Here is a 22,920-nt window from a genome sequence, read left to right on the forward strand (position 1 = left end):
ATCAGCAGGGAGCGCGTGACGTGCGGCCAGTCGGCAGCAAGTACCTGCTCGAGGAGCCGCTCGGACGCGGCGCCACGGGCACCGTCTGGCGAGCCCGCCAGCGGGAGACCGCGGGCGCCGAGGCGGCCGTCGCCGGGCAGCCCGGCGAGACCGTCGCGATCAAGGTGCTCAAGGAGGAGCTCGCCAACGACGCGGACGTCGTGATGCGGTTCCTGCGCGAGCGCTCCGTGCTGCTGCGGCTCACCCACGCGAACATCGTCCGCACCCGGGACCTGGTCGTCGAGGGGGATCTCCTCGCCCTGGTGATGGACCTGATCGACGGTCCCGATCTGCACCGGTACCTCCGTGAGAACGGTCCGCTCAGCCCGGTCGCCGCGTCGCTGCTCACCGCGCAGATCGCCGACGCGCTGGCCGCGAGCCACGCCGACGGGGTCGTGCACCGTGATCTCAAGCCCGCCAACGTGCTCCTGGACGAGCGCAACGGCGAGATGCGCCCGATGCTCACCGACTTCGGCATCGCGCGGCTGGCGGACTCCCCGGGCCTGACCCGGACCCACGAGTTCGTCGGCACGCCCGCGTACGTGGCGCCCGAGTCCGCCGAGGGCCGCCCGCAGACCTCCGCCGTGGACGTCTACGGCGCGGGCATCCTGCTGTACGAGCTTGTCACGGGCCGCCCGCCCTTCGCGGGGGGCACCGCGCTCGAGGTCCTGCACCGGCACCTCAGCGAGGAGCCCAGGCGCCCCGGCAACGTCCCCGAACCCCTCTGGACGGTCATCGAGCGCTGCCTGCGCAAGGACCCCGACCAGCGGCCCAGCGCGGTCAACCTCGCCCGGGCCCTGCGTACGGTCGGCTCCGGCATCGGCGTGCACGCGAACTCCGCGCAGATCGCGGCGGCCGAGGGCGTGGGCGCCCTGCTCGCGCCCGACCCGGCGCCCGCCGCCGTCCCCGACACCCCGGGCGCGGCCGACCCGACGCAGGTCCTGCCGAGCAACGCGGGCTCGTACGACCCCGCGGCCCCGACCAGCGTGATGCGGCAGACCCCCGGCGGGGGCGGCCAGGCCGACCCGACCGCGATGATGCCGCCCGTGCCGTCCGGCCAGCCCCGTCCGGACGAGCCGCACCCCTGGCAGTCCCAGCTCCGGGCGGCGCGTGACCGCAACGAGCAGACGCAGGTCCAGTACCTCGACCCCAGCCAGGACCCGCTGCGCCGCCGCCCCCAGCGCCAGCAGCCGCAGCAGGACCGTCAGCAGCCTCCGCGGCAGCAGCCGCAGCAGCAGCGTGCCCAGCAGTACCCGCCGCAGCAGCAGCCCCAGCGCTACCAGCCGCAGCAGCAGCGGCCCCAGCAGCCGCCGCAGCGCCAGCAGTACGCGCCTCCGCAGCAGCCCCCGCCCCAGGCGCCGGCACCCCGCCAGCCCAGGCAGCGCAGCGCCAACCCGATGCGCATCCCGGGCCTCGGGTGCCTCAAGGGCTGCCTCTTCTCCGTGGTGCTCCTGATCGTCGCGGCCTGGCTCGTCTGGGAACTGACGCCGCTTCAGGACTGGATCGCCCAGGGGCAGAGCTTCTGGGACGCCATAGGGGACGGCATCGACAAGGTCACCGGCTGGTTCGAGGACCTCGGCGGCAGCGGTTCGGGCGGCACGACCGGTCAGTAACGACCTCAACTCTGTTTCTTTGTCGACTTCCACGGGCCCAATTCGCCCGCGGAAGCGCAGGTTGGCACCGTCCGGGGCACGCAGCACCCCGTTCGCCGCGTAACTTTGTCGACCGGGGGTCAACGCCAGCCGCTGAGGGAGCAGTCTTGGCACGGAATATCGGCAGCCGGTACACCGCCCACCAGATCCTGGGGCGCGGCAGCGCCGGCACGGTGTGGCTCGGAGAGGGGCCGGAGGGCCCGGTCGCCATCAAGCTGCTCCGCGAGGACCTCGCGTCCGACCAGGAGCTCGTGGGCCGCTTCGTGCAGGAACGCACCGCGCTGCTCGGGCTCGGCCACGCACATGTCGTCGCCGTGCGCGACCTCGTGGTGGACGGCACCGACCTGGCGCTCGTGATGGACCTCGTACGGGGCACCGACCTGCGCACCCGTCTCGACCGTGAGCGCCGTCTCGCGCCGGAGGCCGCCGTGGCGATCGTCGCGGACGTCGCCGACGGCCTGGCCGCCGCGCACCGGGCCGGAGTGGTCCACCGCGACGTCAAGCCGGAGAACATCCTGCTCGACATGGAGGGCCCGCTCGGCCCGGGCGGATCGCATCCCGCACTCCTCACCGACTTCGGCGTCGCCAAGCTGATCGACACCCCCCGGCGCACCAGGACCACCAAGATCATCGGTACGCCGGACTACCTGGCCCCCGAGATCGTCGAGGGGCTTCCCCCGCGCGCCGCCGTGGACATCTACGCCCTCGCGACCGTCCTCTACGAGCTGCTCGCGGGCTTCACCCCGTTCGGCGGCGGCCACCCCGGCGCGGTGCTGCGCCGCCACGTCACCGAGACGGTCGTCCCGCTCCCCGGCATCCCCGAGGAGCTCTGGCAGCTCCTGGTGCAGTGCCTGGCCAAGGCCCCGGCCTCCAGACTCCGCGCCTCCGAGCTCGCGGCCCGCCTGCGGGAGCTGCTGCCGCTCCTGGCCGGGATACCTCCGCTCGACGTCGACGAGCCGGGCGGCGGAGACGAACCGCAGGGCTACGACGAGCGGCAGTACGGCCTCGCCCCCGAGGAGGAGCCCCGCCGCCGCGGCGCGGTCCCGCTGGTGCCGGGGGCGGCTCCGGACTCCAACCGGGACACCCACACGAGCATGCGCGTCCCCGCCCCCGACGAGCTCTCCGGCGGTGCCCTCGGCACGGCACGGGCTCCCCGGGCCCCGGGCCGCCCGCGTCCGGGCTCGGCGCGGAACCGGTCGGCGGCCGTGCGTAAGCGCAGGGTCACGCTGGGCGTGGCGGCGGTCGCGCTGTGCGCGGCGATAGGGGTGGGCGGCTGGTTCGCCGCGAGCGGCGACGACCCGGGCCAGGCCCCCGAGGACACCCGGAACTCGGCGCCGACGGCCCCCTGAGGGCTGCCCGGCGCGAGCCGCGGACCGGGGGAGGGACAGGTTCACTCGTCCAGCCGTTACGCTGGACCCGTGGCAGTCGTCGATATTTCCGAAGAGCTGAAGTCCCTCTCCTCGACCATGGGGTCGATCGAGGCCGTCCTGGACCTCGATGCGCTGAGGGCCGACATCGCCGCGCTCGAGGAGCAGGCGGCGGCCCCGTCCCTCTGGGACGACCCGGAGGCGGCACAGAAGATCACCAGCAAGCTTTCGCACCTCCAGGCGGAGGTCCGCAAGGCCGAGGCCCTGCGGAGCCGTATCGACGATCTCGGAGTCCTCTTCGAGCTCGCCGAGGACGAGGGCGATGCCGACACGATGGCCGAGGCCGAGACGGAGCTCGAATCCGTCCGCAAGGCCCTCGACGAGATGGAGGTCCGCACCCTCCTCTCCGGCGAGTACGACGCGCGTGAGGCCCTGGTGACCATCCGGGCCGAGGCCGGCGGCGTCGACGCGGCGGACTTCGCCGAGAAGCTCCAGCGCATGTACCTCCGCTGGGCCGAGCGGCACAACTACAAGACCGAGGTCTACGAGACGGCGTACGCGGAGGAGGCCGGCATCAAGTCGACCACCTTCGCCGTCGAGGTCCCGTACGCCTACGGCACCCTCTCCGTGGAGCAGGGCACGCACCGCCTGGTGCGCATCTCCCCGTTCGACAACCAGGGCCGGCGCCAGACCTCCTTCGCGGGTGTCGAGGTGCTGCCGGTCGTCGAGCAGACCGACCACGTCGAGATCGACGAGTCGGAGCTCCGGGTGGACGTGTACCGCTCCTCGGGTCCCGGCGGCCAGGGCGTCAACACCACCGACTCCGCGGTGCGCCTGACCCACCTGCCGACCGGCATCGTCGTCTCCTGCCAGAACGAGCGCTCGCAGATCCAGAACAAGGCGTCCGCGATGAATGTCCTCCAGGCGAAGCTCCTCGAGCGCCGCCGTCAGGAGGAGCAGGCCAAGATGAACGCGCTCAAGGGCGACGGCGGCAACTCCTGGGGCAACCAGATGCGTTCGTACGTCCTGCACCCGTACCAGATGGTCAAGGACCTGCGCACGGAGTTCGAACTCGGCAATCCCGAGGCGGTCTTCGGCGGAGAGATCGACGGTTTCATCGAGGCGGGTATCCGCTGGCGCAAGCAGAGCGAGAAGTAGTACTCGCGGCAGGCTTCCGAAGGCCCGGACAGGATTTCCTGTCCGGGCCTTCGGCTTCCCACCGTGGGTCGGCAACAGGGGAGTTGGGGGGAATGTGTGGCGAATGCGTCACAGTCGTGATTCCGAATAGCCGTCAAGAACGCCCATAGCGGCGCGAATACCGCTGGAACGTCCTTGACGTGGTCGGTGTCTCTGGACAGGGTGCTAGGGCAGCACACGTATGTCTGGGACAGGTGTGAACGGGGGGCGGGATGACCACGGTGATGCGTGGCCCTGCGAGACGTGCGACCGCGCATGCCCCCGCAGGGCCGAGGACCGCATATGGCTGCTCCATCGACGAGACAGCTACTGGGGGTAGCAACAGATGACGAAGAAGACGCGGATCCGCGTCGCGCGGATAGCCGCCGGCGCGGTTATCGCAGCGGGTGCCTCGCTGACGGCCGCGGGTGCGGCCCAGGCGTCCGGCCTGAACCTCGGTTTCGGTGTGGACTCCGCCGATTCCAGCAGCAGCAAGAGCCAGTCCGGCGACGACGTCCTCGGCGGCCTGCTCGGCGGCGGTGACAGTGGTGCCGGTGGTGTGGACGGCGGCGGTGACAGCGGTGCCGGCGGCGTCGACAGCGGCGGTACGACCGACGGTGGCACGACGGATGGTGGTGCGACTGACGGCGGTGCCACTGACGGTGGTGCGACTGACGGCGGTGCCACGGATGGTGGTGCGACTGACGGCGGTGCCACGGATGGTGGTGCGACTGACGGCGGTGCCACGGATGGTGGTGCGACCGACGGCGGCGCGACGGACGGTGGCACCGATGGTGGTGCGACCGACGGCGGCACCGACGGTGGTTCGACCGATGGTGGTGCGACCGACGGTGGGTCCACGGGCGGCACGGGCTCCACGGGTGGCGGCGAGGACCCGTCCTACCCCGACACCGACGACAACACCGACACGGACAGTGTCGGCAACCAGCCGGTCGAGCAGGGCAAGGGCAAGGACGAGCTCGCCGAGACCGGTGCGGCCGAGACCACGTTCCTGCTGCTCGGCGCCGCCACGATGATCGCGGGCGGCATCGGCTTCCGCATCCTGCCGCGCCTGGCGGGCGGCGGCCGCACGGCGGCCTGACGCCTCTGAGCGCACGCTGAAGGGCCCGGGAGAGCCTTCATGGCCTTCCCGGGCCCTTACCGCGTCCGGACCGCTCAAGCGGCCGTACGCGCACGCCTCGGGGCATGCTGAGCCCGGGGAATCGCTCCCGGCTCAGACGGCCTGGTGCGCGAGCAGGGCCAGGGCGGCCACCAGGACCACCATCAGAGCTATCAGCATCGCCGGGCTGAGCCCCGCGAACATGCCCTGCTCCTGCATGCGCTCCCGGCTCGCACGGCAGACATGGCAGCGGCCCTCACTCACGGGCGCCGCGCAGTTCGCGCACACCAGTCGGTCATAGGTCATGCGCAGTCCTCCTCCCGCGCGGCGGAGCCGCAATTCACGTTCTCTCCGCACAACGCTCAGGGAAACGCAACCGTTCCCTCTACCACTGTGCCAGCTCGGGGCGATTTCGGCGCGGCCCGCCGGACAAGGTCCGGCACGCCCCGTTTCGTTCCCTGTCGCGTTCCGTCACAAATCCCTCATTGACGGACGCCGACTGCACGCGCTCACCCGGGTCGCGTATGGTCACGCTCACCTACCCCCGGCCGACCGTGGTGCATCCGTGATCCGATTCGACAACGTCTCCAAGACCTACCCGAAGCAGAGCCGCCCAGCTCTCCGGGACGTCTCACTCGACATCGAGAAGGGTGAGTTCGTCTTCCTGGTGGGCTCCTCCGGCTCCGGCAAGTCCACCTTCATGCGGCTCATCCTCCGCGAGGAGCGCGCCAGCACGGGCATGGTCCACGTGCTCGGCAAGGACCTCGCGCGGCTGTCCAACTGGAAGGTGCCGCAGATGCGCCGCCAGTTGGGCACCGTGTTCCAGGACTTCCGTCTCCTGCCGAACAAGACCGTCGCGGAGAACGTGGCCTTCGCGCAGGAGGTCATCGGCAAGCCGCGCGGTGAGATCCGCAAGGCGGTGCCCCAGGTCCTCGACCTCGTCGGGCTCGGGGGCAAGGAGGACCGGATGCCCGGTGAGCTCTCCGGTGGTGAGCAGCAACGTGTCGCGATCGCCCGCGCGTTCGTCAACCGGCCCATGCTGCTGATCGCGGACGAGCCGACCGGAAACCTGGACCCGCAGACCTCCGTGGGCATCATGAAGCTGCTGGACCGGATCAACCGGACCGGCACCACCGTGATCATGGCGACCCACGACCAGAACATCGTCGACCAGATGCGCAAGCGCGTCATCGAGCTCGAGCAGGGCCGTCTGGTGCGTGACCAGGCACGAGGCGTCTACGGCTACCAGCACTGAGAGGGCCCGGCGGCTCGGCCCGCCGGCCCTCCGCGCCTCTGCACGAGCATCGAGTACTGAAAGGACGCCATGCGCGCCCAGTTCGTCCTGTCGGAGATCGGGGTCGGTCTTCGTCGCAACCTCACGATGACCTTCGCCGTCGTGGTCTCCGTCGCCCTCTCGCTCGCCCTGTTCGGCGGTGCGCTGCTGATGCGCGAGCAGGTCAGCTCGATGAAGACCTACTGGTACGACAAGGTCAACGTCTCGATCTTCCTCTGCAACAAGAACGACGCCAAGGACGTTCCCAAGTGCGCCAAGGGCGCCGTCACGGCCGAGCAGAAGAAGGAGATCAAGGCCGACCTCGAGAAGATGGAGGCCGTGCAGAAGCCGGTCCTCTTCGAGACGGTCGACGAGGCGTACAAGCACTACCAGGAGCAGTTCGGCGACTCGCCGATGGCCGGGAACATCACGCCGGACCAGATGCAGGAGTCGTTCCGGGTCAAGCTGAAGGACCCGCAGAAGTACAAGGTGGTCGCGACGGCCTTCGCGGGCCGTGACGGGGTGCAGTCCGTGCAGGACCAGCGGAGCATCCTCGACAACCTCTTCGGGTTGATGAACGGCATGAACGTCGCCGCGCTCTTCCTGATGGGGCTGATGCTGGTCATTGCGCTGATGCTCATCGTGAACACCGTCCGGGTGTCGGCGTTCAGCCGGAGGCGCGAGACGGGCATCATGCGGCTGGTGGGGGCCTCCGGTTTCTACATCCAGACCCCGTTCATCATGGAGGCCGCCTTCGCGGGGCTGATCGGCGGTGTGCTCGCCTGCGTCCTGCTGATAGCCGCCCGGTACTTCCTGATCGACGCCGGACTCGCGCTCCAGGAGAAGCTGAACCTGATCGACTTCATCGGCTGGGAGGCGGTGCTGACGAAGCTTCCGCTCGTCCTGGCGATCGGCCTGCTGATGCCCGCCGTTGCCGCTCTGTTCGCTCTGCGCAAGTACCTGAAGGTGTGACGAGCGCCCCGTCGCGCTTACGGCCAACGGGCCGTGAGCGGACGGGGCGTTGTCCTACACTCGGCCCCATGACGGGCCATACGCACCATTTGAAACCCCGCGGTTCTCGCCGCGGGGCGGCCCTGACGTTGGTGTTCGCGGGCGTGCTCGCCACCGCGGCCGCCACCGGCTCCCTGCCCCGGGACGAGAGCGGCGGCACCGAGATAAGGGCCCGTTCGGTGTCCTCCACCGTCGGTTCCGTGGACCGCGAGGAGATCGCCACCGCGGCCGCCGACGCCGAGGCCGACGGCAAGTCCGGGACCGAGGCCGCCGAGGAGGTCGTCAGCCGCAGCGGCGACCGCTGGGGGGCGGTCTACGACGAGCGGGAGTACGAGGAGCTCGAGCAGGCGCTCGGAGGCTCGTACACCGGTGTGGGGATCTCCGCCCGCCGCTCGGCACGCGGCGAGGTCGTCGTGACCGGGGTCAGGGCCGGGAGTCCCGCCGCGCGGGCGGGCGTGCGCAAGGGCGATCAGCTGCACAGCGTCGACGGCCGCCGCGTCGAGGGGCGCCCGGTCGCCGATGTGGTCGCGCTGCTGCGCGGCGACCGCGCCAAGGCGGCCGAGGGGTCCGCGGTGGTCCTCGGGCTGAGCCGGGGCGGTCACCCCTGGACCACGACCCTGCACCGCGCGCGGCTCAGCACCGACCCCGTCTCCGTCCGGCGCCTCGGCCGGGACGAGTCGTCCGCCGTACTGATCAAGGTCGCCGCCTTCACCCGGGGCACCGGCACCGCGGTCCGTGACGCGGTCGACCGCGCACCCGGGGACGCGGGCATCCTGCTGGACCTCCGGGCCAACTCGGGCGGTCTGGTCACCGAGGCCGTCACCGCCTCCTCCGCCTTCCTCGACGGCGGCCTCGTCGCCACCTACGACGTGCACGGGAAGCAGCGCGCCCTCTACGCCGACCCCGGCGGAGACACCGAGCGGCCGGTGGTCGTCCTGGTCGACGGGGGAACGATGAGCGCCGCCGAGCTCCTCACCGGCGCCCTGCAGGACCGCGGCCGGGCAGTGACCGTGGGGTCACGTACCTTCGGCAAGGGCTCCGTCCAGATGCCGAGCAGGCTTCCGGGCGGTTCGGTGGCCGAGCTGACCGTGGGGCACTACAGGACGCCGGCCGGGCGCAGCGTCGAGGGAAGCGGCATCACGCCGGACGTCGGGGCGGGTTCCGAGGCCCTGCGACGGGGCGAGTCGGTATTGAGTGGCCTCGGGGGTGGGTCGTAGTGCGAAAATGACCGCACTATGGCCAAGGAAAAAGACACCGGGCGCAAGATGATCGCCCAGAACAAGAAGGCGCGGCACGACTACCACGTGCTCGACACCTACGAGTGCGGTCTCGTGCTCATGGGCACGGAGGTCAAGTCGCTGCGGATGGGCAGGGCGTCGCTGGTCGACGGCTTCGTCCAGATCGACAACGGCGAGGCGTGGCTGCACAGCATCCACGTCCCCGAGTACGCGCAGGGCACGTGGACCAACCACTCCGCCAAGCGCAAGCGCAAGCTGCTCCTGCACCGGGCGGAGATCGACAAGCTGGAGTCCAAGTCCCAGGAGACCGGCCATACCATCGTGCCGCTCGCCCTGTACTTCAAGGACGGCCGGGTCAAGGTCGAGATCGCGCTCGCGAAGGGCAAGAAGGAGTACGACAAGCGCCAGACGCTGCGCGAGAAGCAGGACACGCGGGAGACGAACCGCGCGATCTCGGCGGCCCGCCGGCGCCAGCGCCACGCCTGACACGTGGCTCCCCCGGGAGCCCACGGGAATACAGTGGCATCGGCGTGCGTCGTTCACGTACGATGGGCCCTGCACCTCACAGCGGGTGCGCGCATTGAAAAATCAACATGGGGATGATCGGTTTCGACAGCGGATGTCGAAGCAGGGGAAGCGAGTCGAGGAAGCGGCAATGATCTCGTAAACCATATGTCGCAACCAATAATCGCCAATTCCAAGCGCGATTCCTCCGCCTTCGCCCTTGCTGCCTAATTAGCAGCTAGCGAAGACTCTGCGGAGTGTCAGCCCGGGGGTGATCCCGACCCGGATCCTGGCATCAACAAGGGATCTAAACTTCTGAGCCCGGTCACGGGGTTCTGAAGGAAATCAAACAGTGACTGGGCCTGTCGGAGGCTTGTTCGCGTGACCTCCGGGGCCGAGAAAAGCGTAGCGAACTGCACTCGGAGAAGCCCTGGTTCCGCACCGTTGGACGCGGGTTCGATTCCCGCCATCTCCACAATTCCCATGTGAACGAGGACCCCGTTGCCACCGGCAGCGGGGTCCTCGTTCGTGTGCTTGCCCGCCAGGCGCGGTTCCGCGTCGGGCGGGCGCTCTCCGGCAGGGCGTGGCCAAAACTTTTCCCGGCTTCCGTCGACCGGGCGCCGTGCGTGTCGGTGACGCGGCTCCCCCGTACGCGGGGCGGATTCCCCGGATCGCCAACTCGGCGCTCTCTAGCACCGTTTCGTCACCGATGCGTCACCATTGGTGAACAACAGGTGATACCGGAGTCGGTGCCGCCGCCGTGCGCTACATTCAGTGCCTCGGGTGCACGGTGGCGAGCGAAGCCCGGCCGGGGTGGGGGCCCTGTCCGACAGCTGTATTCCAGCCATTCGCGCGCACCCGTCTCATTGAGTGGGGGAAGTGCGAACACCTGTGGAAAATTGGCGCGAAGGTACCCGAACAGGGCACACGCATGAGCCGAACGACGTCACCGTCCAGCTGGACGGGCTGGGGCGTCAGCTGTCCGAACTACCGGTCGAACCCGGCCCCCCGGATCCGTCCGACGGTCCGGTCTTCGTCGACGAGAGCGGTCGCCGCAGCAAGACGTACCGGCGTGTCGGCTGGGTGCTCGCGGCGATCTGCGCCGTGTACGCGGTGACCCTCGTGGTCGCCGTCCTCGGCGGGAACTCCGCCGCTCCCTGGCTTCCGCTCTCCGGCCAGGAGGAGAAGAAGCACGCGGAGGACGTCGAGGTACGGCCCGCGCCGAGCGACGGCGTGGTGTCCGAAGCCCCCGGGGCGACACCCGGCGCCACCGCATCGGTCTCCGCCGGCGCGACGGTCCGGCCCTCGGGCACGGCGTCCGCCTCCGTCTCCGCGAAGCCAGGCGCGAGCGCCTCGGCCTCGGCCGCCGGCAAGCCGGCCCGGGGGAACTCCTCCTCCGCCCCGGCGCCGAACCCTCCGGTCACCGTGCCGACGACCGGCGAGCCGCCGGTGACCTCCAGTCCCGAGCCGCCCGTGGAGGAGTCCTCTCCGGCGTCCCCGGAACCTTCGGAATCCCCGGTGCAACCACAAGAAGGCGCTCAGTAGATGACAACCCCCGTCGTACGGGGCAGGCACAACCGGAAGAAGAAGCGGACCGCCCGGCGCAGGCTTCCCATGCGCTACCTGCTTCCCTCGCTCCTCCTTGTGGCCCTGCTCGCCATGCTCATGCTGCGCGGTTACGTGCACAGCGAGATCCTCGCCGACCACCGCGTCCAGGCTCCGGCCCCCACCGACCAGGTGCCGGACGAGATCCTCGAAGGCGGTCCGGTCATCGACGCCCGCAAGGCGGGTGAGGACGCCAAGACCCTCCGGATACCTGACCGCAAGATCGTCCTGACGTTCGACGACGGCCCCGACCCGGTCTGGACCCCGCGGGTCCTGGACGAGCTGAAGAAGTACCACGCCCACGGCGTCTTCTTCGTCACGGGCACCATGGCCTCGCGCTATCCGGCGCTGGTGAAGCGGATGGTCGACGAGGGCCACGAGGTGGGGCTGCACACCTTCAACCATCCCGACCTCTCGTTCCAGTCCACCAGTCGCATCGACTGGGAGCTCTCCCAGAACCAGCTGGTGCTGGCGGGTGCCGCCGGCGTCCGCACGTCGCTGTTCCGGCCGCCCTACTCCTCGTTCTCCGACGCCATGGACAACGAGTCCTGGCCGGTCACGCAGTACATCGGCAGCCGCGGCTACCTCACCGTCGTGAACAACACCGACAGCGAGGACTGGAAGCGGCCCGGAGTCCACGCGATCATCGAGCGGGCCACGCCGAAGCACGGCAAGGGCGCCATCATCCTGATGCACGACTCCGGAGGCGACCGGTCCCAGACCGTGACCGCCCTGGGGAGGTTCCTGCCGAAGATGCAGGAGCGGGGCTACGACTTCACCAACCTGACCTCGGCGCTCGGAGCGCCCAGCGCGCACACCCCCGCCACCGGCCTCGCGCTCTGGAAGGGCAAGGCCTTCATCGGGGCGGTGAAGATCTCCGAGAACATCACCGGGGTCCTGGTGGTCGGCCTCGCCGCCATCGGTGTCCTGGTCATGGTGCGATTCGGTCTGATGCTGCTGCTGTCCTTCCTGCACGCCAGGAAGGTGCGCCGTAAGAACTTCAGCTGGGGTGAGCCCTTCACCCGCCCCGTCTCGGTCCTCGTACCCGCGTACAACGAGCGGGAGTGCATCGAGGCCACCGTGCGTTCGCTGGTGGCCAGCGACTACCCCATCGAGGTCATCGTCATCGACGACGGCTCGACGGACGGTACGGCCGACCTCGTCGAGGCGATGTGGATCCCCAACGTCCGCGTCGTGCGGCAGCGCAACGCGGGCAAGCCCGCGGCACTCAACAACGGCATCGCGAACGCCCGTTACGACATCGTCGTGATGATGGACGGTGACACGGTCTTCGAGCCGTCCACGGTGCGGGAGCTCGTCCAGCCGTTCGCGGACCACCGGGTCGGCGCGGTCGCGGGCAACGCCAAGGTCGGCAACCGGGACTCGCTGATCGGCGCGTGGCAGCACATCGAGTACGTGATGGGCTTCAACCTCGACCGGCGCATGTACGACCTCCTGGGCTGCATGCCCACCATCCCCGGTGCCGTGGGCGCCTTCCGCCGGGACGCGCTGGACCGGATCGGCGGCATGAGCGAGGACACCCTCGCCGAGGACACCGACGTCACCATGGCGCTGCACCGCGACGGCTGGCGTGTGGTCTACGCGGAGAACGCCCGCGCCTGGACCGAGGCACCCGAGTCGGTGCAGCAGCTGTGGTCGCAGCGGTACCGGTGGTCGTACGGCACGATGCAGGCCATCTGGAAGCACCGCCGCGCCGTCGTCGAGAAGGGCCCCTCGGGCCGGTTCGGCCGGGTGGGACTGCCCTTCGTCTCCCTCTTCATGGTGGTCGCGCCGCTGCTGGCGCCGCTCATCGACGTGTTCCTGCTGTACGGACTGGTCTTCGGCCCGACCGGCAAGACGGTCGCCGCCTGGTTCGGCGTCCTGCTGGTCCAGGCGGTGTGCGCCGCCTACGCCTTCCGGCTGGACCGGGAGCGCATGACCCACCTGATCTCCCTGCCGCTCCAGCAGGTCCTCTACCGGCAGCTGATGTACGTCGTGCTGCTCCAGTCGTGGATCACCGCTCTCACCGGCGGCCGGCTGCGCTGGCAGAAGCTGCGCCGTACCGGCGTGGTGGAGGCGCCCGGCGGTACCCAGACCCGGCGCAAGGACACGGACAGGGACCGGAGGCCGGTGGCATGACATCTCAGGACCGGACACGCCGGTACGACACCGGGTACGACGGACACGACGACGCCTCCTGGCAGTCCTCCGGCACCACGTGGGCGCCCCCGCCCCAGCAGGGCGGGGCGTTCCCCGAGGCCGCCCCCGCGTACACCGCCGCCCCGCCCGCACCCCGCACCCCGGCCGCCCCCGTCCCCGCCCCGTCGGGCGGCGACGGGCGGGCCACCGGTGCCGGTGCCGGTTCCACCACCGGCGCGGCGTCCCCCGCCAGGCCGGGCCGGGACCGCTACCTCGACCTGCTCAGGGCCGTGGCGCTGGTCCGGGTCGTCTGCTTCCACCTCTTCGGATGGGGATGGCTGACCGTCGTCTTCCCGTCCATGGGCGTGATGTTCGCCCTGGCGGGGTCGCTGATGGCGCGTTCGCTGAGCCGCCCGGCCGGGAGCGTCGTCCGCGGACGGCTGCGCAGGCTGCTGCCGCCGATGTGGCTGTTCGCCCTGATCGTCGTGCCGGCGATGTTCGCCCTGAGCTGGAAGCCCGTGCGGGAGGAGGGGCTGTGGTGGTTCATCAAGCTGGGCAGCTACATCCTCCCGCTGGGATCCCCGCCCTACCCCGAGGAGAGCGGATCCGCCGGGGGCTGGCTGGAACTGTCCTGGGCGGACCAGGCCGCGGGGCCGCTCTGGTACATCCGGGCGTACCTCTGGTTCGTCCTCGCCTCGCCCCTGCTGCTGAAGGCGTTCCGCAGGCTGCCGTGGGTGACGATGCTCGCCCCGGTGGCGCTGACCGCCGTGATCGGCACCGGTCTGGTGACGGTGCCCGGCACGTTCGGTGAGGGCCTCGTCGACTTCGCGGTGTTCGGGGCCTGCTGGGTCCTGGGCTTCGCCCACCACGACGGCCTGCTGAAGCAGATCCCGCGCTACCTCGCGGTCTCGTCCGCCGCGATCGTCATGGGCTTCGGCCTGTGGTGGGCCTCCGGGCACCTCACCGCGGAGGGCTGGAACCTGGACGAGATCCCGCTCGCCCAGGCCACCTGGTCCCTCGGCTTCTGCGCGATCCTCCTGGTCTACTCGCCGTCCTGGCAGAAGCTCCCAGGCCGGTTCGCCGCGTGGGACAGCCTGGTCACGCTGGCCAACAACAGGGCCGTGACGATCTACCTCTGGCACAACCTGCTGCTGATGGCCTCCGCCCACCTCGTGGACCAGCTCTGGGCCGTCCCGTGGTTCGGGGACACCTTCGGGACGTACATAGAGCGCTCGTACGAGGTGCTGGTCCTGATAGCGGTCTGGCCGCTGATAGGGCTCGCGATCATGGCGTTCGGCTGGGTCGAGGACGTCGCGGCCAAGCGGCGCCCCCGCCTGTGGCCGAACGGCGCGGACCGCGGGCGCCGGGCCTGACGGCCCCCCGGGGTGCGGTGAGCCGGGCTCACCGCACCCCCTCGCACCGAGTGAGAGCAAGGTTGCGCACCGGTCACCTCACGGCACCGCGTCGAAACGCGGACTCCCTAGCGTCGGCATGACAACACCCCGACCCGTGTGGAGGCGCGTGATGGCCGGTCGTTGGATCGAGCAGTGGGACCCGGAGGACGAGACCTTCTGGCGTGAGACGGGCGAGAAGGTCGCCCGCAGGAACCTGTGGTTCTCCGTCCTCTCGGAGCACATCGGATTCTCCATCTGGTCCCTGTGGTCCGTGATGGTCCTCTTCATGGGCCCGGAGTACGGGGTCGACCCGGCGGGGAAGTTCTTCCTCATCTCCACCGCCACTCTGGTCGGGGCCATCGCGCGGGTTCCCTACACCTTCGCGGTCGCGCTGTTCGGCGGGCGCAACTGGACCATCTTCAGCGCGCTGTCGCTCCTGGTGCCGACCATCGCCGCGTTCTGGGTGATGGAGCCGGGCACCTCGTACGGCACCTTCCTCGCCGTCGCCGCGCTCACCGGGATCGGGGGCGGCAACTTCGCCTCCTCGATGACCAACATCAACGCCTTCTTCCCGCTGCGCAAGAAGGGCTGGGCCCTCGGGCTCAACGCCGGCGGCGGCAACATCGGCGTACCGGTCGTCCAGCTCATCGGCCTGCTGGTCATCGGCACCGCCGGTGCGACCCACCCGCGGATCCTGCTCGGGGCGTACATCCCGCTGATCCTGGTGGCGGCACTCGGCGCGCTGACGCGGATGGACAACCTCCGGCCCGTGCAGAACGACACCGGGGCAGCGCTCCAGGCCGTCCGTGAACCGCACACCTGGCTGATGTCGGTGCTCTACATCGGCACCTTCGGCTCGTTCATCGGCTACAGCTTCGCCTTCGGCCTCGTCCTGCAGACGCAGTTCGGCCGCACCCCGCTCCAGGCGGCCTCGCTCACCTTCATCGGCCCCCTCCTCGGGTCCCTGATCCGGCCCGCCGGCGGCCTGCTCGCCGACCGGTACGGCGGTGCGCGGATCACCCTGTGGACCTTCGCGGCGATGGCGGCGGCGACCGGGGTCGTCGTCTACGCCTCCGGCATCGAGTCGCTGCCCGTGTTCCTCGTCGGCTTCATCGCCCTCTTCGTGCTGACCGGACTGGGCAACGGCTCCACCTTCAAGATGATCCCGGGCATCTTCCACGCCCAGGGAATCGCGAAGGGACTGCGTGGCGAGGAGGCCGCCGCCTACGGCCGACGCCTCTCCGGAGCCTCCATGGGGCTCATCGGGGCGATCGGCGCCCTGGGCGGCCTCGCGATCAACCTCGCGTTCCGCCAGTCCTTCGCGGCCTCGGGTACGGGAACGGCGGCCTTCTGGTGCTTCCTCGCCTTCTACGCCGTCTGCTTCGGCCTCACCTGGGCGGTATACCTTCGGCGTACGGAACAGGTGGCCGCGAAGCCGCAGCTCAGCTACGCCGAGGTGTGAGCACGGACACAGGGTGTCGCAGGACGTAACGGGCGGGAAATACGGGAGAACCGAGACTGTCACGAGGCGTTGACAGTCTCGGTCCTCCGCATCATCGAGCAACAGCGGGACGAGAGCCGGGTATCACGCCATGCACGACGACGACGCACAGCACGGGCCCCTGGCGGGCTTCACGGTCGGGGTGACCGCAGCCCGTCGCGCGGAGGAGCTGGCAACGCTCCTCACGCGCCGCGGTGCCTCGGTGCTGCACGCCCCCGCCCTGCGGATCGTGCCGCTCGCGGACGACAGCGAACTCCTCGCCGCCACCAAGGAACTGATCGACGACGCCCCCGACATCGTGATCGCGACGACGGCGATCGGCTTCAGGGGCTGGGTGGAGGCCGCCGACGGCTGGGGCATCGGCGACGGACTCCTCGACCTGCTCCGGGGAGTCGAACTCCTGGCCCGCGGCCCCAAGGTCAAGGGCGCCATCAGGGCGGCCGGACTCACCGAGGCATGGTCGCCCCAGTCGGAGTCGATGGCCGAGGTCATGGACCGGCTGCTGGAGGAGGGGGTGTCCGGCCGCCGGGTCGCCCTCCAGTTGCACGGTGAGCCGCTGCCCGGCTTCGTGGAGTCGCTCCGGGCGGCCGGCGCCGAGGTCGTCGGCGTACCCGTCTACCGGTGGATGGAGCCGGAGGACATCGCCCCGCTCGACCGCATGCTCGATATCACGGTCGCCCGGGGCCTGGACGCCGTCACCTTCACCAGTGCCCCCGCCGTGGCCTCCTACCTGAACAGGGCGGAGGCCCGCGGGATGCTCCCCGAGGTGCTGGACGCCCTGAGCCACGACGTCCTGAGCGCCTGCGTGGGGCCGGTCACCGCCCTGCCCCTCCAGGCCAAGGGGATCGACACCGTCCAGCCGGAGCGCTTCCGGCTCGGCCCGCTCGTCCAGGTGCTCTGCTCCCAACTGCCCGCCCGTGCCCGCACGCTGCCCGTCGCCGGCCACACGGTCGAGATCCGGGGCCACGCGGTGCTGGTGGACGGGGCGCTGCGCCCGGTGCCCCCGGCCGGTATGGCGCTGCTGCACACCCTGGCCCGTAGGCCGGGCTGGGTCGTCTCCCGCGCCGATCTGCTGCGGGCCCTGCCCGGCAGCGGCACGGACGAGCACGCCGTGGAGACCGCGATGGCCCGGCTGCGCACCTCCCTGGGGGCTCCGCGACTGATCCAGACGGTCGTCAAGCGGGGGTACCGGCTGGCGCTGGACCCCTCCGCGGACTCCAAGTACGACGGTTCCTGACGGCCGGTCCCGGACGCCCCCGCGTGGCCGGGACCCGGCCCCGGTACGGTGCCGGGATGATCGACGACAGCCATCCCCTGGCCGAAGGGGTCCGTCTCAGGCCCGCCGCTCTCGGTGACGCCGCCTCGTTCGCGGTGACCCTGACCCGCAGCCGCGCGTACATGCGGCGCTGGGACCCCGTGCGGCCCGAGGCCTTCTACACCACGGAGGGCCAGACCCGGAGGCTGACCGGACTCCTGGCCGACCGGGACGCGGGGCGCGCCATGCCCTGGGTGCTGGCCGACGAGGAGGACCTGGTCGTGGGGGCGATGACCCTCGCCTCCATCGAACGCGGCGCGTTCCACAACGCCCGGCTCGGCTACTGGATCGATGTGGACCGGGCCGGCCGGGGCCTGGCCACCGCGGCCGTCAACCGAGTCTGCGAACTGGCGCGTGACGGGCTGGGACTGCACCGGATCGCCGCCGGGACCGTCGTCGACAACGCGGCCTCCCAACGGGTCCTGGCCAAGGCGGGGTTCGAGCTCTACGGCACCGCGCCGCGCTATCTGCACATCAACGGCGCCTGGCGCGACCACCGGATGTTCCAGCGGATCCTGCACGACGGTCCTCCGGAGAGCTGAACCACCGTACGGCACCCGCCGGGAGGGGTTCCCGGGCGGGCGGGATGTGGGCACTCTGGGGGGTGACTCTCCTCCCTGGGGGTGACACGCCATGACGGCGGGCACAGAGGGCACGGCGGGCACCGAGGGCGCCTCCAGGCGGTTCGACTCCGGCAGGCTCTGCCTGGATCTGATCGCGACCGCCCCGGCGACGCCCGGCGGGCGCGAGCGGCTGGACTCACCCGCACACCTCGCCGACTGGCTGGTCACCTCCGGGCTGGTCCCGCGCGGGACCGGTCTCGGGGCGGTGGACGTGACCTGGGTGGCGCGCTTCAGACGCCTGCGGGCGCTGCTGGACCGGCTGATGGGGGCCCAGCTCGCGGGCCGCAGGGCCGACGACGCACTGGCACGGGTCAACACACTGGCGGCGGGGGCCCCGCCGGGCCTGCGGGCCGTCCGAGGGCAGGGCGGGACACTCGTACGCGCGCTGAGCGCCGACCCCGCGTGCGGGGCCCTGCTCGCGGCGGTCGCCCGGGACGCGGTTGACCTCCTGACGGACCCGGACGCGCGGGCCGGGCTGCGCCGCTGCGAGGGGGACGAGTGCAGCCGGCTCTACCTGGACACGTCACGGGGCTCGCGCCGCCGCTGGTGCTCCAGCGAGGTCTGCGGCAACCGGGAACGGGTGGCCCGGCACCGGCGCCGCACGAAGGCCGCGCCGTGATCCGGAGTGACGCCGGCGGTCCCGGAACGCCTTCCGTGAAAGGAAGTTGCCCCGAATCTGAATGAACCACGCCCCGCTTACGTACCGATGGCCACAGAGCTCGACAAGGTCTCGACCGGGAGGTGCGGGTGCGTAAGGATGCGGCCGTGGCCGATGACCGTCCGCGCAGGGCACGGCATCGTGGTGTGCCTTCGCGTCCTCACTCCGCGGTCCCCGAAGAGGAGTTGATGCGGGCGCTCTACCGCGAACACGCCGGCCCCCTGCTCGCCTACGTGCTCCGTCTGGTCGCCGGCGACCGCCAGCGGGCCGAGGACGTGGTGCAGGAGACGCTCATCCGCGCCTGGAAGAACGCCGGTTCGCTCAACCGGGCCACCGGCTCCGTCCGACCCTGGCTGGTGACGGTCGCCCGGCGCATCGTCATCGACAACCACCGCAGCCGGCAGGCCCGGCCGCGCGAGGTCGATCCGTCGCCGCTGGAGGTCATTCCCGCGGAGGACGAGATAGACAAGGCACTGTGGCTGATGACGCTGTCGGCGGCGCTCGACGATTTGAGCCCCGCCCACCGGGAAGCATTGGTCGAGACGTACTTCCGGGGCCGTACGGTCAACGAGGCGGCAGAGGTCCTGGGCATCCCCAGCGGCACCGTACGGTCCCGGGTGTTCTACGCGCTGCGCTCGATGAAGCTCGCACTCGAGGAGAGGGGGATCACGGCGTGAACGACGACGAATGGGAAGCGTTCGGACACCGGCCGGCCGGTCCCCGTGTACCGGCGGACCCCCCGGGGCGGCCCCCCGGATTCCCGCCCGGGGAACCGGGGCACGACGGTGCCGCCGGCTACGCGCTGGGCATCCTCGACGACGCCGAGGCGAGGGCCTTCGAGGCGCACCTCGACGGCTGCGCGCGGTGCGCCGCCCACCTGGACGAGTTCGCCGGGATGGAGCCCCTACTCGCGGCGCTGGCCGGGACGCCGGAGGCGGTACCGCGCGCCCCGGTCACTCCCGCGCCACGGATGCTCGACGGGCTGGTGGACGAGGTCGCCCGGAAGCGGTCCCGGCGGCGCAGGCGCGCCCGTTACCTGGTCGCGGCCGCGGCGGTCCTGGTGATCGGCGGCCCGGTGGCCGCGGTCACCGCCACGGGCGGTGACGAGAGCGGCCGGCGGACCGAGGCGGCCGACCCGCATCCCACCAGCCCCGCCGAGGACGCGTTCTTCCACCACATGGAGGAGAAGCGACAGGCCACCGACCCCGTGACCCGGGTGGACGCCACGGTCGGTCTGGAGGCCAAGACCTGGGGTACGCACACGGTGCTGGAGCTGAAGAACGTCAGCGGCCCGCGCAAGTGCAGTCTGGTCGCCGTGTCGAAGGCGGGCGACGAGGAGGTCGTCACCTCCTGGTCGGTGCCGAAGTGGGGCTACGGCATCCAGGGCTCCGCCCACGAGAGCGGGCAGCACCCGCTGTACGTCCACGGCGGCACGGCGATGGCGCGCGGGGAGATCGACCACTTCGAGGTCCGCACCTTCGACGGCGAGCGGCTGGTGGAGATCGACGCGTAAACGCGACCTGGGCGGCAGGTGCGCCCGGGCCCTCCTTTCGCGTACGGTTGACGGCTGCCCGATGCACGTCAGAAGGGGGCCTCGGTGGCCGCGCAGGATGCCGCTGTCGATTCGTTGCGGGACCGGGAGATCGGTGCCGAGCAAGAACATCTGGACCGGGTCTACCGCCGTCTCGAAGAGAAGATCGACGAGGCGGAATTTCTCATGCGGGACGCCGGCAAACGGGGCCAGGTAGGCACCCCGGGCGCGCTCGCCGAACGGGATGCCCAGGTCTTCCGCGCCGGGGTGCATCTCAACCGTCTGAACAACGAGTTCGAGGACTTCCTCTTCGGGCGGATCGACCTGCTTCGGGGCAAGGACGGCGAACGCGGCCCGGACGGCGCCTTCACCTCCGTCGAGGCGGCCGACGACGCGGTGGGGGAGGACAGCACCGCGCAGATCGCGGAGACGCTCCACATCGGCCGTATCGGAGTCCTCGACTCCGACTACGCGCCGCTGGTCATCGACTGGCGGGCACCGGCGGCCGCGCCGTTCTACCGTTCGACGCCCAAGGAGCCCGGCCGGGTCGTCCGACGCCGGGTCATCCGCTCCAAGGGCCGCAGGGTCCTCGGGGTCGAGGACGACCTCATGCGCCCGGAGCTGACCGCCTTCCTCGACGGCGCCGCGCTGCCCGTCATCGGTGACGGGGCGCTGATGGCCGCGCTCGGCCAGGCCCGCAGCCACACCATGCGCGACATCGTCTCGTCGATCCAGGCCGAGCAGGACCTGGTGATCAGGGCGCCCGCCGCCTCCGTCACCGAGGTCTCCGGCGGACCCGGCACCGGCAAGACGGCGGTGGCGCTGCACCGGGCCGCCTATCTGCTGTACCAGGACCGCCGGCGCTACTCGGGCGGCATCCTCGTCGTCTCGCCGACCCCGCTCCTGGTCGCCTACACCGAAGGGGTGCTGCCGTCGCTCGGCGAGGAGGGCCAGGTCGCGATCCGCGCCGTCGGCTCGCTCTCCGACGAGGCCGCAGGACCGGAGGGGGCGACCGTCTACGACGAGCCCGCCGTCGCCCGGATCAAGGGTTCGTCCCGGATGCTCCAGGTGCTGCGCAAGGCCTCCCGGGGCGCCCTCGAACAGTCCGCGCCCAGGCCCGCCGCCCAGGCGGGGCAGCTCGCCCTCGGGGAGGAGGAGGCCGGTGGGCCGGGCACGCCCACCCGGCTGCGTGTGGTCGCCTTCGGGGCCCGGCTGGAGCTGGAGGCCGACGAGCTCCGGCGGATCCGGCACAACGTCCTCGGCGGTACGGCCCCGGTCAACCTGCTGCGCCCGCGCGCCCGCAAGCTCCTCCTGGACGCCCTGTGGAACAAGTCGTCGGGCCGGGGGCGCTACACCGATCCCGAACTGGCGGCGGAGCTGCGCTCGTCGTTCGACGAGGACGTGTCCACCGAGACCCCCTTCCTCACCTTCCTGGACGCCTGGTGGCCTGAGCTGACCCCGCGCCAGGTGCTGGTGGCCATGGCCGACGAGCGGCGCCTCGGCAAGTGGTCCCGCCGGATCCTCAACCAGGGTGAGGTGCGCCGCCTCGCCCGTTCGCTGAGACGGCTGGACGCGGCGGGCGGCGGCCCGCTCTCCGTCCACGACGTGGCGCTTCTGGACGAGCTCCAGACGCTGCTGGGCAGCCCGGCACGTCCGAAGAAGAAGCGCGAGTACGACCCGCTGGACCAGCTCACGGGGCTGGAGGAGCTGATGCCGCAGCGCGAGGAGACGCAGCGCGAGCGGGCCGAGCGGCTGGCCGCGGAGCGCACCGAGTACGCGCACGTCATCGTCGACGAGGCGCAGGACCTGACGCCGATGCAGTGGCGGATGGTCGGACGCCGTGGTCGGCACGCGACCTGGACGATCGTCGGGGACGCCGCCCAGTCCTCCTGGTCCGATCCGGACGAGGCGGCCGCGGCCCGCGACGAGGCGCTCGGCAACCGGCCGCGGCGCCGGTTCACCCTCACCGTGAACTACCGCAACCCGGCCGAGATCGCCGAGCTGGCGGCCAAGGTGCTGGCGCTGGCCATGCCGGGGATGGAGTCCCCGTCGGCGGTGCGTTCGACGGGTGTGGTGCCGCGCTTCGAGCGGGTGCGGGACGGCGATCTCGCCTCGACCGTGCGGGAGGAGGCCCGCAGGCTGCTGGCGGAGGTCGACGGCACCGTCGGTGTGGTCGTCGCGATGAACCGCAGGGCCGAGGCGGCCGCCTGGCTGGCGGAGCTCGGGGACCGGGTCGTCGCGCTGGGCAGCCTGGAGGCGAAGGGGCTGGAGTACGACGCCACGGTGGTGGTCTCTCCCGCGGAGATCGCCGACGAGTCCCCGGCCGGGCTGCGCGTGCTGTACGTGGCTCTCACCCGTGCGACGCAACAGCTCACCGTCGTCTCCGGCGAGCGCGACATGCCGGACGAGGACGGGGTTCCGGACCTGCTGCGGGACTGAGACCGCGGAAGGCGGCCGCGCGTGCGGAGGACTTCTCCGAGTCAACACGTCGCACAGGAATCACTTCTCCGGGGTGTTTGTTAGCCTGGTGGCGGCACCGGTTCGATCCAAGCCCCCGGGCCCAACCTTCGTCGCTACGAGCGACCACTTGCCGCGAGGCGAGCATGGCGGGCCGGTGCCACCTGAGTGAGAAGACAGACCCGCGTCACCTGCTGGTGGCGCGGGTCTGTTTCTGTTTCCCCGGGTGCCCCGTCCGTGCCCGCACGGGGCACCCGGGACGTGGCCGGTTCGGGCCCGTCGGTTCGCACAGCCGTTTTCACAGCCTTCCGGGGTTA

The 22,920-nt window shown here is 71.0% G+C and carries 19 protein-coding genes and 1 other RNA gene; 19 read left to right on the top strand and 1 reads right to left on the bottom strand.

Going from position 1 to position 22,920, the window contains the following annotated elements; genetic code table 11:
- Positions 1–20 precede the first annotated feature (20 nt).
- The 4 genes from ACGFNN_RS00215 (at position 21) to ACGFNN_RS00230 (ending at position 5,336) form a co-directional block, all read left to right on the top strand.
- On the top strand, positions 21–1,652 hold the full coding sequence (locus ACGFNN_RS00215; RefSeq protein ID WP_393551432.1) for a serine/threonine-protein kinase: 1,632 nt from the start codon (positions 21–23) through the stop codon (positions 1,650–1,652).
- Between the two features lie 146 nt (positions 1,653–1,798).
- The gene (locus tag ACGFNN_RS00220; protein ID WP_393551434.1) at positions 1,799–3,040 is read left to right on the top strand and encodes a serine/threonine-protein kinase; all 1,242 of its coding nucleotides are present in this window, start codon (positions 1,799–1,801) and stop codon (positions 3,038–3,040) included.
- Positions 3,041–3,109: 69 nt separating this feature from the next.
- Complete coding sequence (prfB, locus tag ACGFNN_RS00225) at positions 3,110–4,216, top strand: peptide chain release factor 2 (RefSeq protein WP_393551436.1); 1,107 nt, start codon at positions 3,110–3,112, stop codon at positions 4,214–4,216.
- Positions 4,217–4,580: 364 nt separating this feature from the next.
- Complete coding sequence (locus ACGFNN_RS00230) at positions 4,581–5,336, top strand: hypothetical protein (protein WP_393551438.1); 756 nt, start codon at positions 4,581–4,583, stop codon at positions 5,334–5,336.
- A 132-nt stretch (positions 5,337–5,468) separates the two neighbouring features.
- Here ACGFNN_RS00230 and ACGFNN_RS00235 read toward each other — a convergent pair whose 3' ends face one another.
- On the bottom strand, positions 5,469–5,660 hold the full coding sequence (locus ACGFNN_RS00235) for a hypothetical protein (RefSeq protein WP_393551440.1): 192 nt from the start codon (positions 5,658–5,660) through the stop codon (positions 5,469–5,471).
- Between the two features lie 259 nt (positions 5,661–5,919).
- Here ACGFNN_RS00235 and ftsE point away from each other — a divergent pair, with 259 nt between their 5' ends.
- The 15 genes from ftsE (at position 5,920) to ACGFNN_RS00310 (ending at position 22,585) form a co-directional block, all read left to right on the top strand.
- Positions 5,920–6,609, top strand: coding sequence for a cell division ATP-binding protein FtsE (ftsE, locus tag ACGFNN_RS00240; RefSeq protein WP_362546851.1), 690 nt, complete (start codon positions 5,920–5,922; stop codon positions 6,607–6,609).
- 69 nt (positions 6,610–6,678) lie between these two features.
- Complete coding sequence (gene ftsX, locus ACGFNN_RS00245; RefSeq protein ID WP_393551442.1) at positions 6,679–7,599, top strand: permease-like cell division protein FtsX; 921 nt, start codon at positions 6,679–6,681, stop codon at positions 7,597–7,599.
- A gap of 68 nt (positions 7,600–7,667) precedes the next feature.
- Complete coding sequence (locus tag ACGFNN_RS00250) at positions 7,668–8,855, top strand: S41 family peptidase (protein ID WP_393551444.1); 1,188 nt, start codon at positions 7,668–7,670, stop codon at positions 8,853–8,855.
- An 18-nt stretch (positions 8,856–8,873) separates the two neighbouring features.
- On the top strand, positions 8,874–9,362 hold the full coding sequence (smpB, locus tag ACGFNN_RS00255; RefSeq protein ID WP_362668066.1) for an SsrA-binding protein SmpB: 489 nt from the start codon (positions 8,874–8,876) through the stop codon (positions 9,360–9,362).
- Positions 9,363–9,471: 109 nt separating this feature from the next.
- Positions 9,472–9,858, top strand: a transfer-messenger RNA (tmRNA) gene (ssrA, locus tag ACGFNN_RS00260).
- A gap of 413 nt (positions 9,859–10,271) precedes the next feature.
- Positions 10,272–10,925, top strand: coding sequence for a hypothetical protein (locus ACGFNN_RS00265; RefSeq protein WP_393551446.1), 654 nt, complete (start codon positions 10,272–10,274; stop codon positions 10,923–10,925).
- Positions 10,926–13,124, top strand: coding sequence for a glycosyltransferase (locus ACGFNN_RS00270; RefSeq protein ID WP_393551448.1), 2,199 nt, complete (start codon positions 10,926–10,928; stop codon positions 13,122–13,124).
- On the top strand, positions 13,121–14,497 hold the full coding sequence (locus tag ACGFNN_RS00275; protein WP_393551450.1) for an acyltransferase: 1,377 nt from the start codon (positions 13,121–13,123) through the stop codon (positions 14,495–14,497). The genes ACGFNN_RS00270 and ACGFNN_RS00275 overlap by 4 nt, the downstream gene beginning before the upstream one ends.
- 151 nt (positions 14,498–14,648) lie before the next feature.
- Positions 14,649–15,980, top strand: a complete 1,332-nt coding sequence (locus ACGFNN_RS00280) for a nitrate/nitrite transporter (RefSeq protein ID WP_393551452.1) — start codon at positions 14,649–14,651, stop codon at positions 15,978–15,980.
- A 130-nt stretch (positions 15,981–16,110) separates the two neighbouring features.
- Positions 16,111–17,256 (top strand): uroporphyrinogen-III synthase, encoded by a 1,146-nt coding sequence (locus tag ACGFNN_RS00285; protein WP_393551454.1) that lies wholly within the window; start codon positions 16,111–16,113, stop codon positions 17,254–17,256.
- Positions 17,257–17,312: 56 nt separating this feature from the next.
- Positions 17,313–17,876, top strand: coding sequence for a GNAT family protein (locus ACGFNN_RS00290; protein WP_362668079.1), 564 nt, complete (start codon positions 17,313–17,315; stop codon positions 17,874–17,876).
- A gap of 91 nt (positions 17,877–17,967) precedes the next feature.
- The gene (locus tag ACGFNN_RS00295; RefSeq protein WP_393551456.1) at positions 17,968–18,576 is read left to right on the top strand and encodes a CGNR zinc finger domain-containing protein; all 609 of its coding nucleotides are present in this window, start codon (positions 17,968–17,970) and stop codon (positions 18,574–18,576) included.
- Positions 18,577–18,698: 122 nt separating this feature from the next.
- A complete protein-coding gene (locus ACGFNN_RS00300; protein WP_362546818.1) occupies positions 18,699–19,292 on the top strand; it encodes a sigma-70 family RNA polymerase sigma factor in 594 nt (197 codons plus the stop codon).
- The gene (locus ACGFNN_RS00305) at positions 19,289–20,128 is read left to right on the top strand and encodes an anti-sigma factor family protein (RefSeq protein ID WP_393551458.1); all 840 of its coding nucleotides are present in this window, start codon (positions 19,289–19,291) and stop codon (positions 20,126–20,128) included. The genes ACGFNN_RS00300 and ACGFNN_RS00305 overlap by 4 nt, the downstream gene beginning before the upstream one ends.
- A gap of 84 nt (positions 20,129–20,212) precedes the next feature.
- Entirely contained in the window at positions 20,213–22,585 is a 2,373-nt protein-coding gene (locus ACGFNN_RS00310; RefSeq protein ID WP_393551460.1) for a HelD family protein, read from the top strand.
- Positions 22,586–22,920: the final 335 nt, after the last annotated feature.

Source organism: Streptomyces sp. NPDC048590 (genome assembly GCF_043199535.1).
Taxonomy (GTDB): Bacteria; Actinomycetota; Actinomycetes; order Streptomycetales; family Streptomycetaceae; genus Streptomyces.

Coding starts and splice junctions, on each gene's coding strand:
- ACGFNN_RS00275 (WP_393551450.1), top strand. CDS start 13,121: ATGACATCTCAGGACCGGACACGCCGGTACGACACCGGGTACGACGGA.
- ACGFNN_RS00285 (WP_393551454.1), top strand. CDS start 16,111: ATGCACGACGACGACGCACAGCACGGGCCCCTGGCGGGCTTCACGGTC.
- ACGFNN_RS00270 (WP_393551448.1), top strand. CDS start 10,926: ATGACAACCCCCGTCGTACGGGGCAGGCACAACCGGAAGAAGAAGCGG.
- ACGFNN_RS00250 (WP_393551444.1), top strand. CDS start 7,668: ATGACGGGCCATACGCACCATTTGAAACCCCGCGGTTCTCGCCGCGGG.
- ACGFNN_RS00235 (WP_393551440.1), bottom strand. CDS start 5,660: ATGACCTATGACCGACTGGTGTGCGCGAACTGCGCGGCGCCCGTGAGT.
- ACGFNN_RS00295 (WP_393551456.1), top strand. CDS start 17,968: ATGACGGCGGGCACAGAGGGCACGGCGGGCACCGAGGGCGCCTCCAGG.
- smpB (WP_362668066.1), top strand. CDS start 8,874: ATGGCCAAGGAAAAAGACACCGGGCGCAAGATGATCGCCCAGAACAAG.
- ACGFNN_RS00280 (WP_393551452.1), top strand. CDS start 14,649: ATGGCCGGTCGTTGGATCGAGCAGTGGGACCCGGAGGACGAGACCTTC.
- ACGFNN_RS00230 (WP_393551438.1), top strand. CDS start 4,581: ATGACGAAGAAGACGCGGATCCGCGTCGCGCGGATAGCCGCCGGCGCG.
- ACGFNN_RS00290 (WP_362668079.1), top strand. CDS start 17,313: ATGATCGACGACAGCCATCCCCTGGCCGAAGGGGTCCGTCTCAGGCCC.
- ftsX (WP_393551442.1), top strand. CDS start 6,679: ATGCGCGCCCAGTTCGTCCTGTCGGAGATCGGGGTCGGTCTTCGTCGC.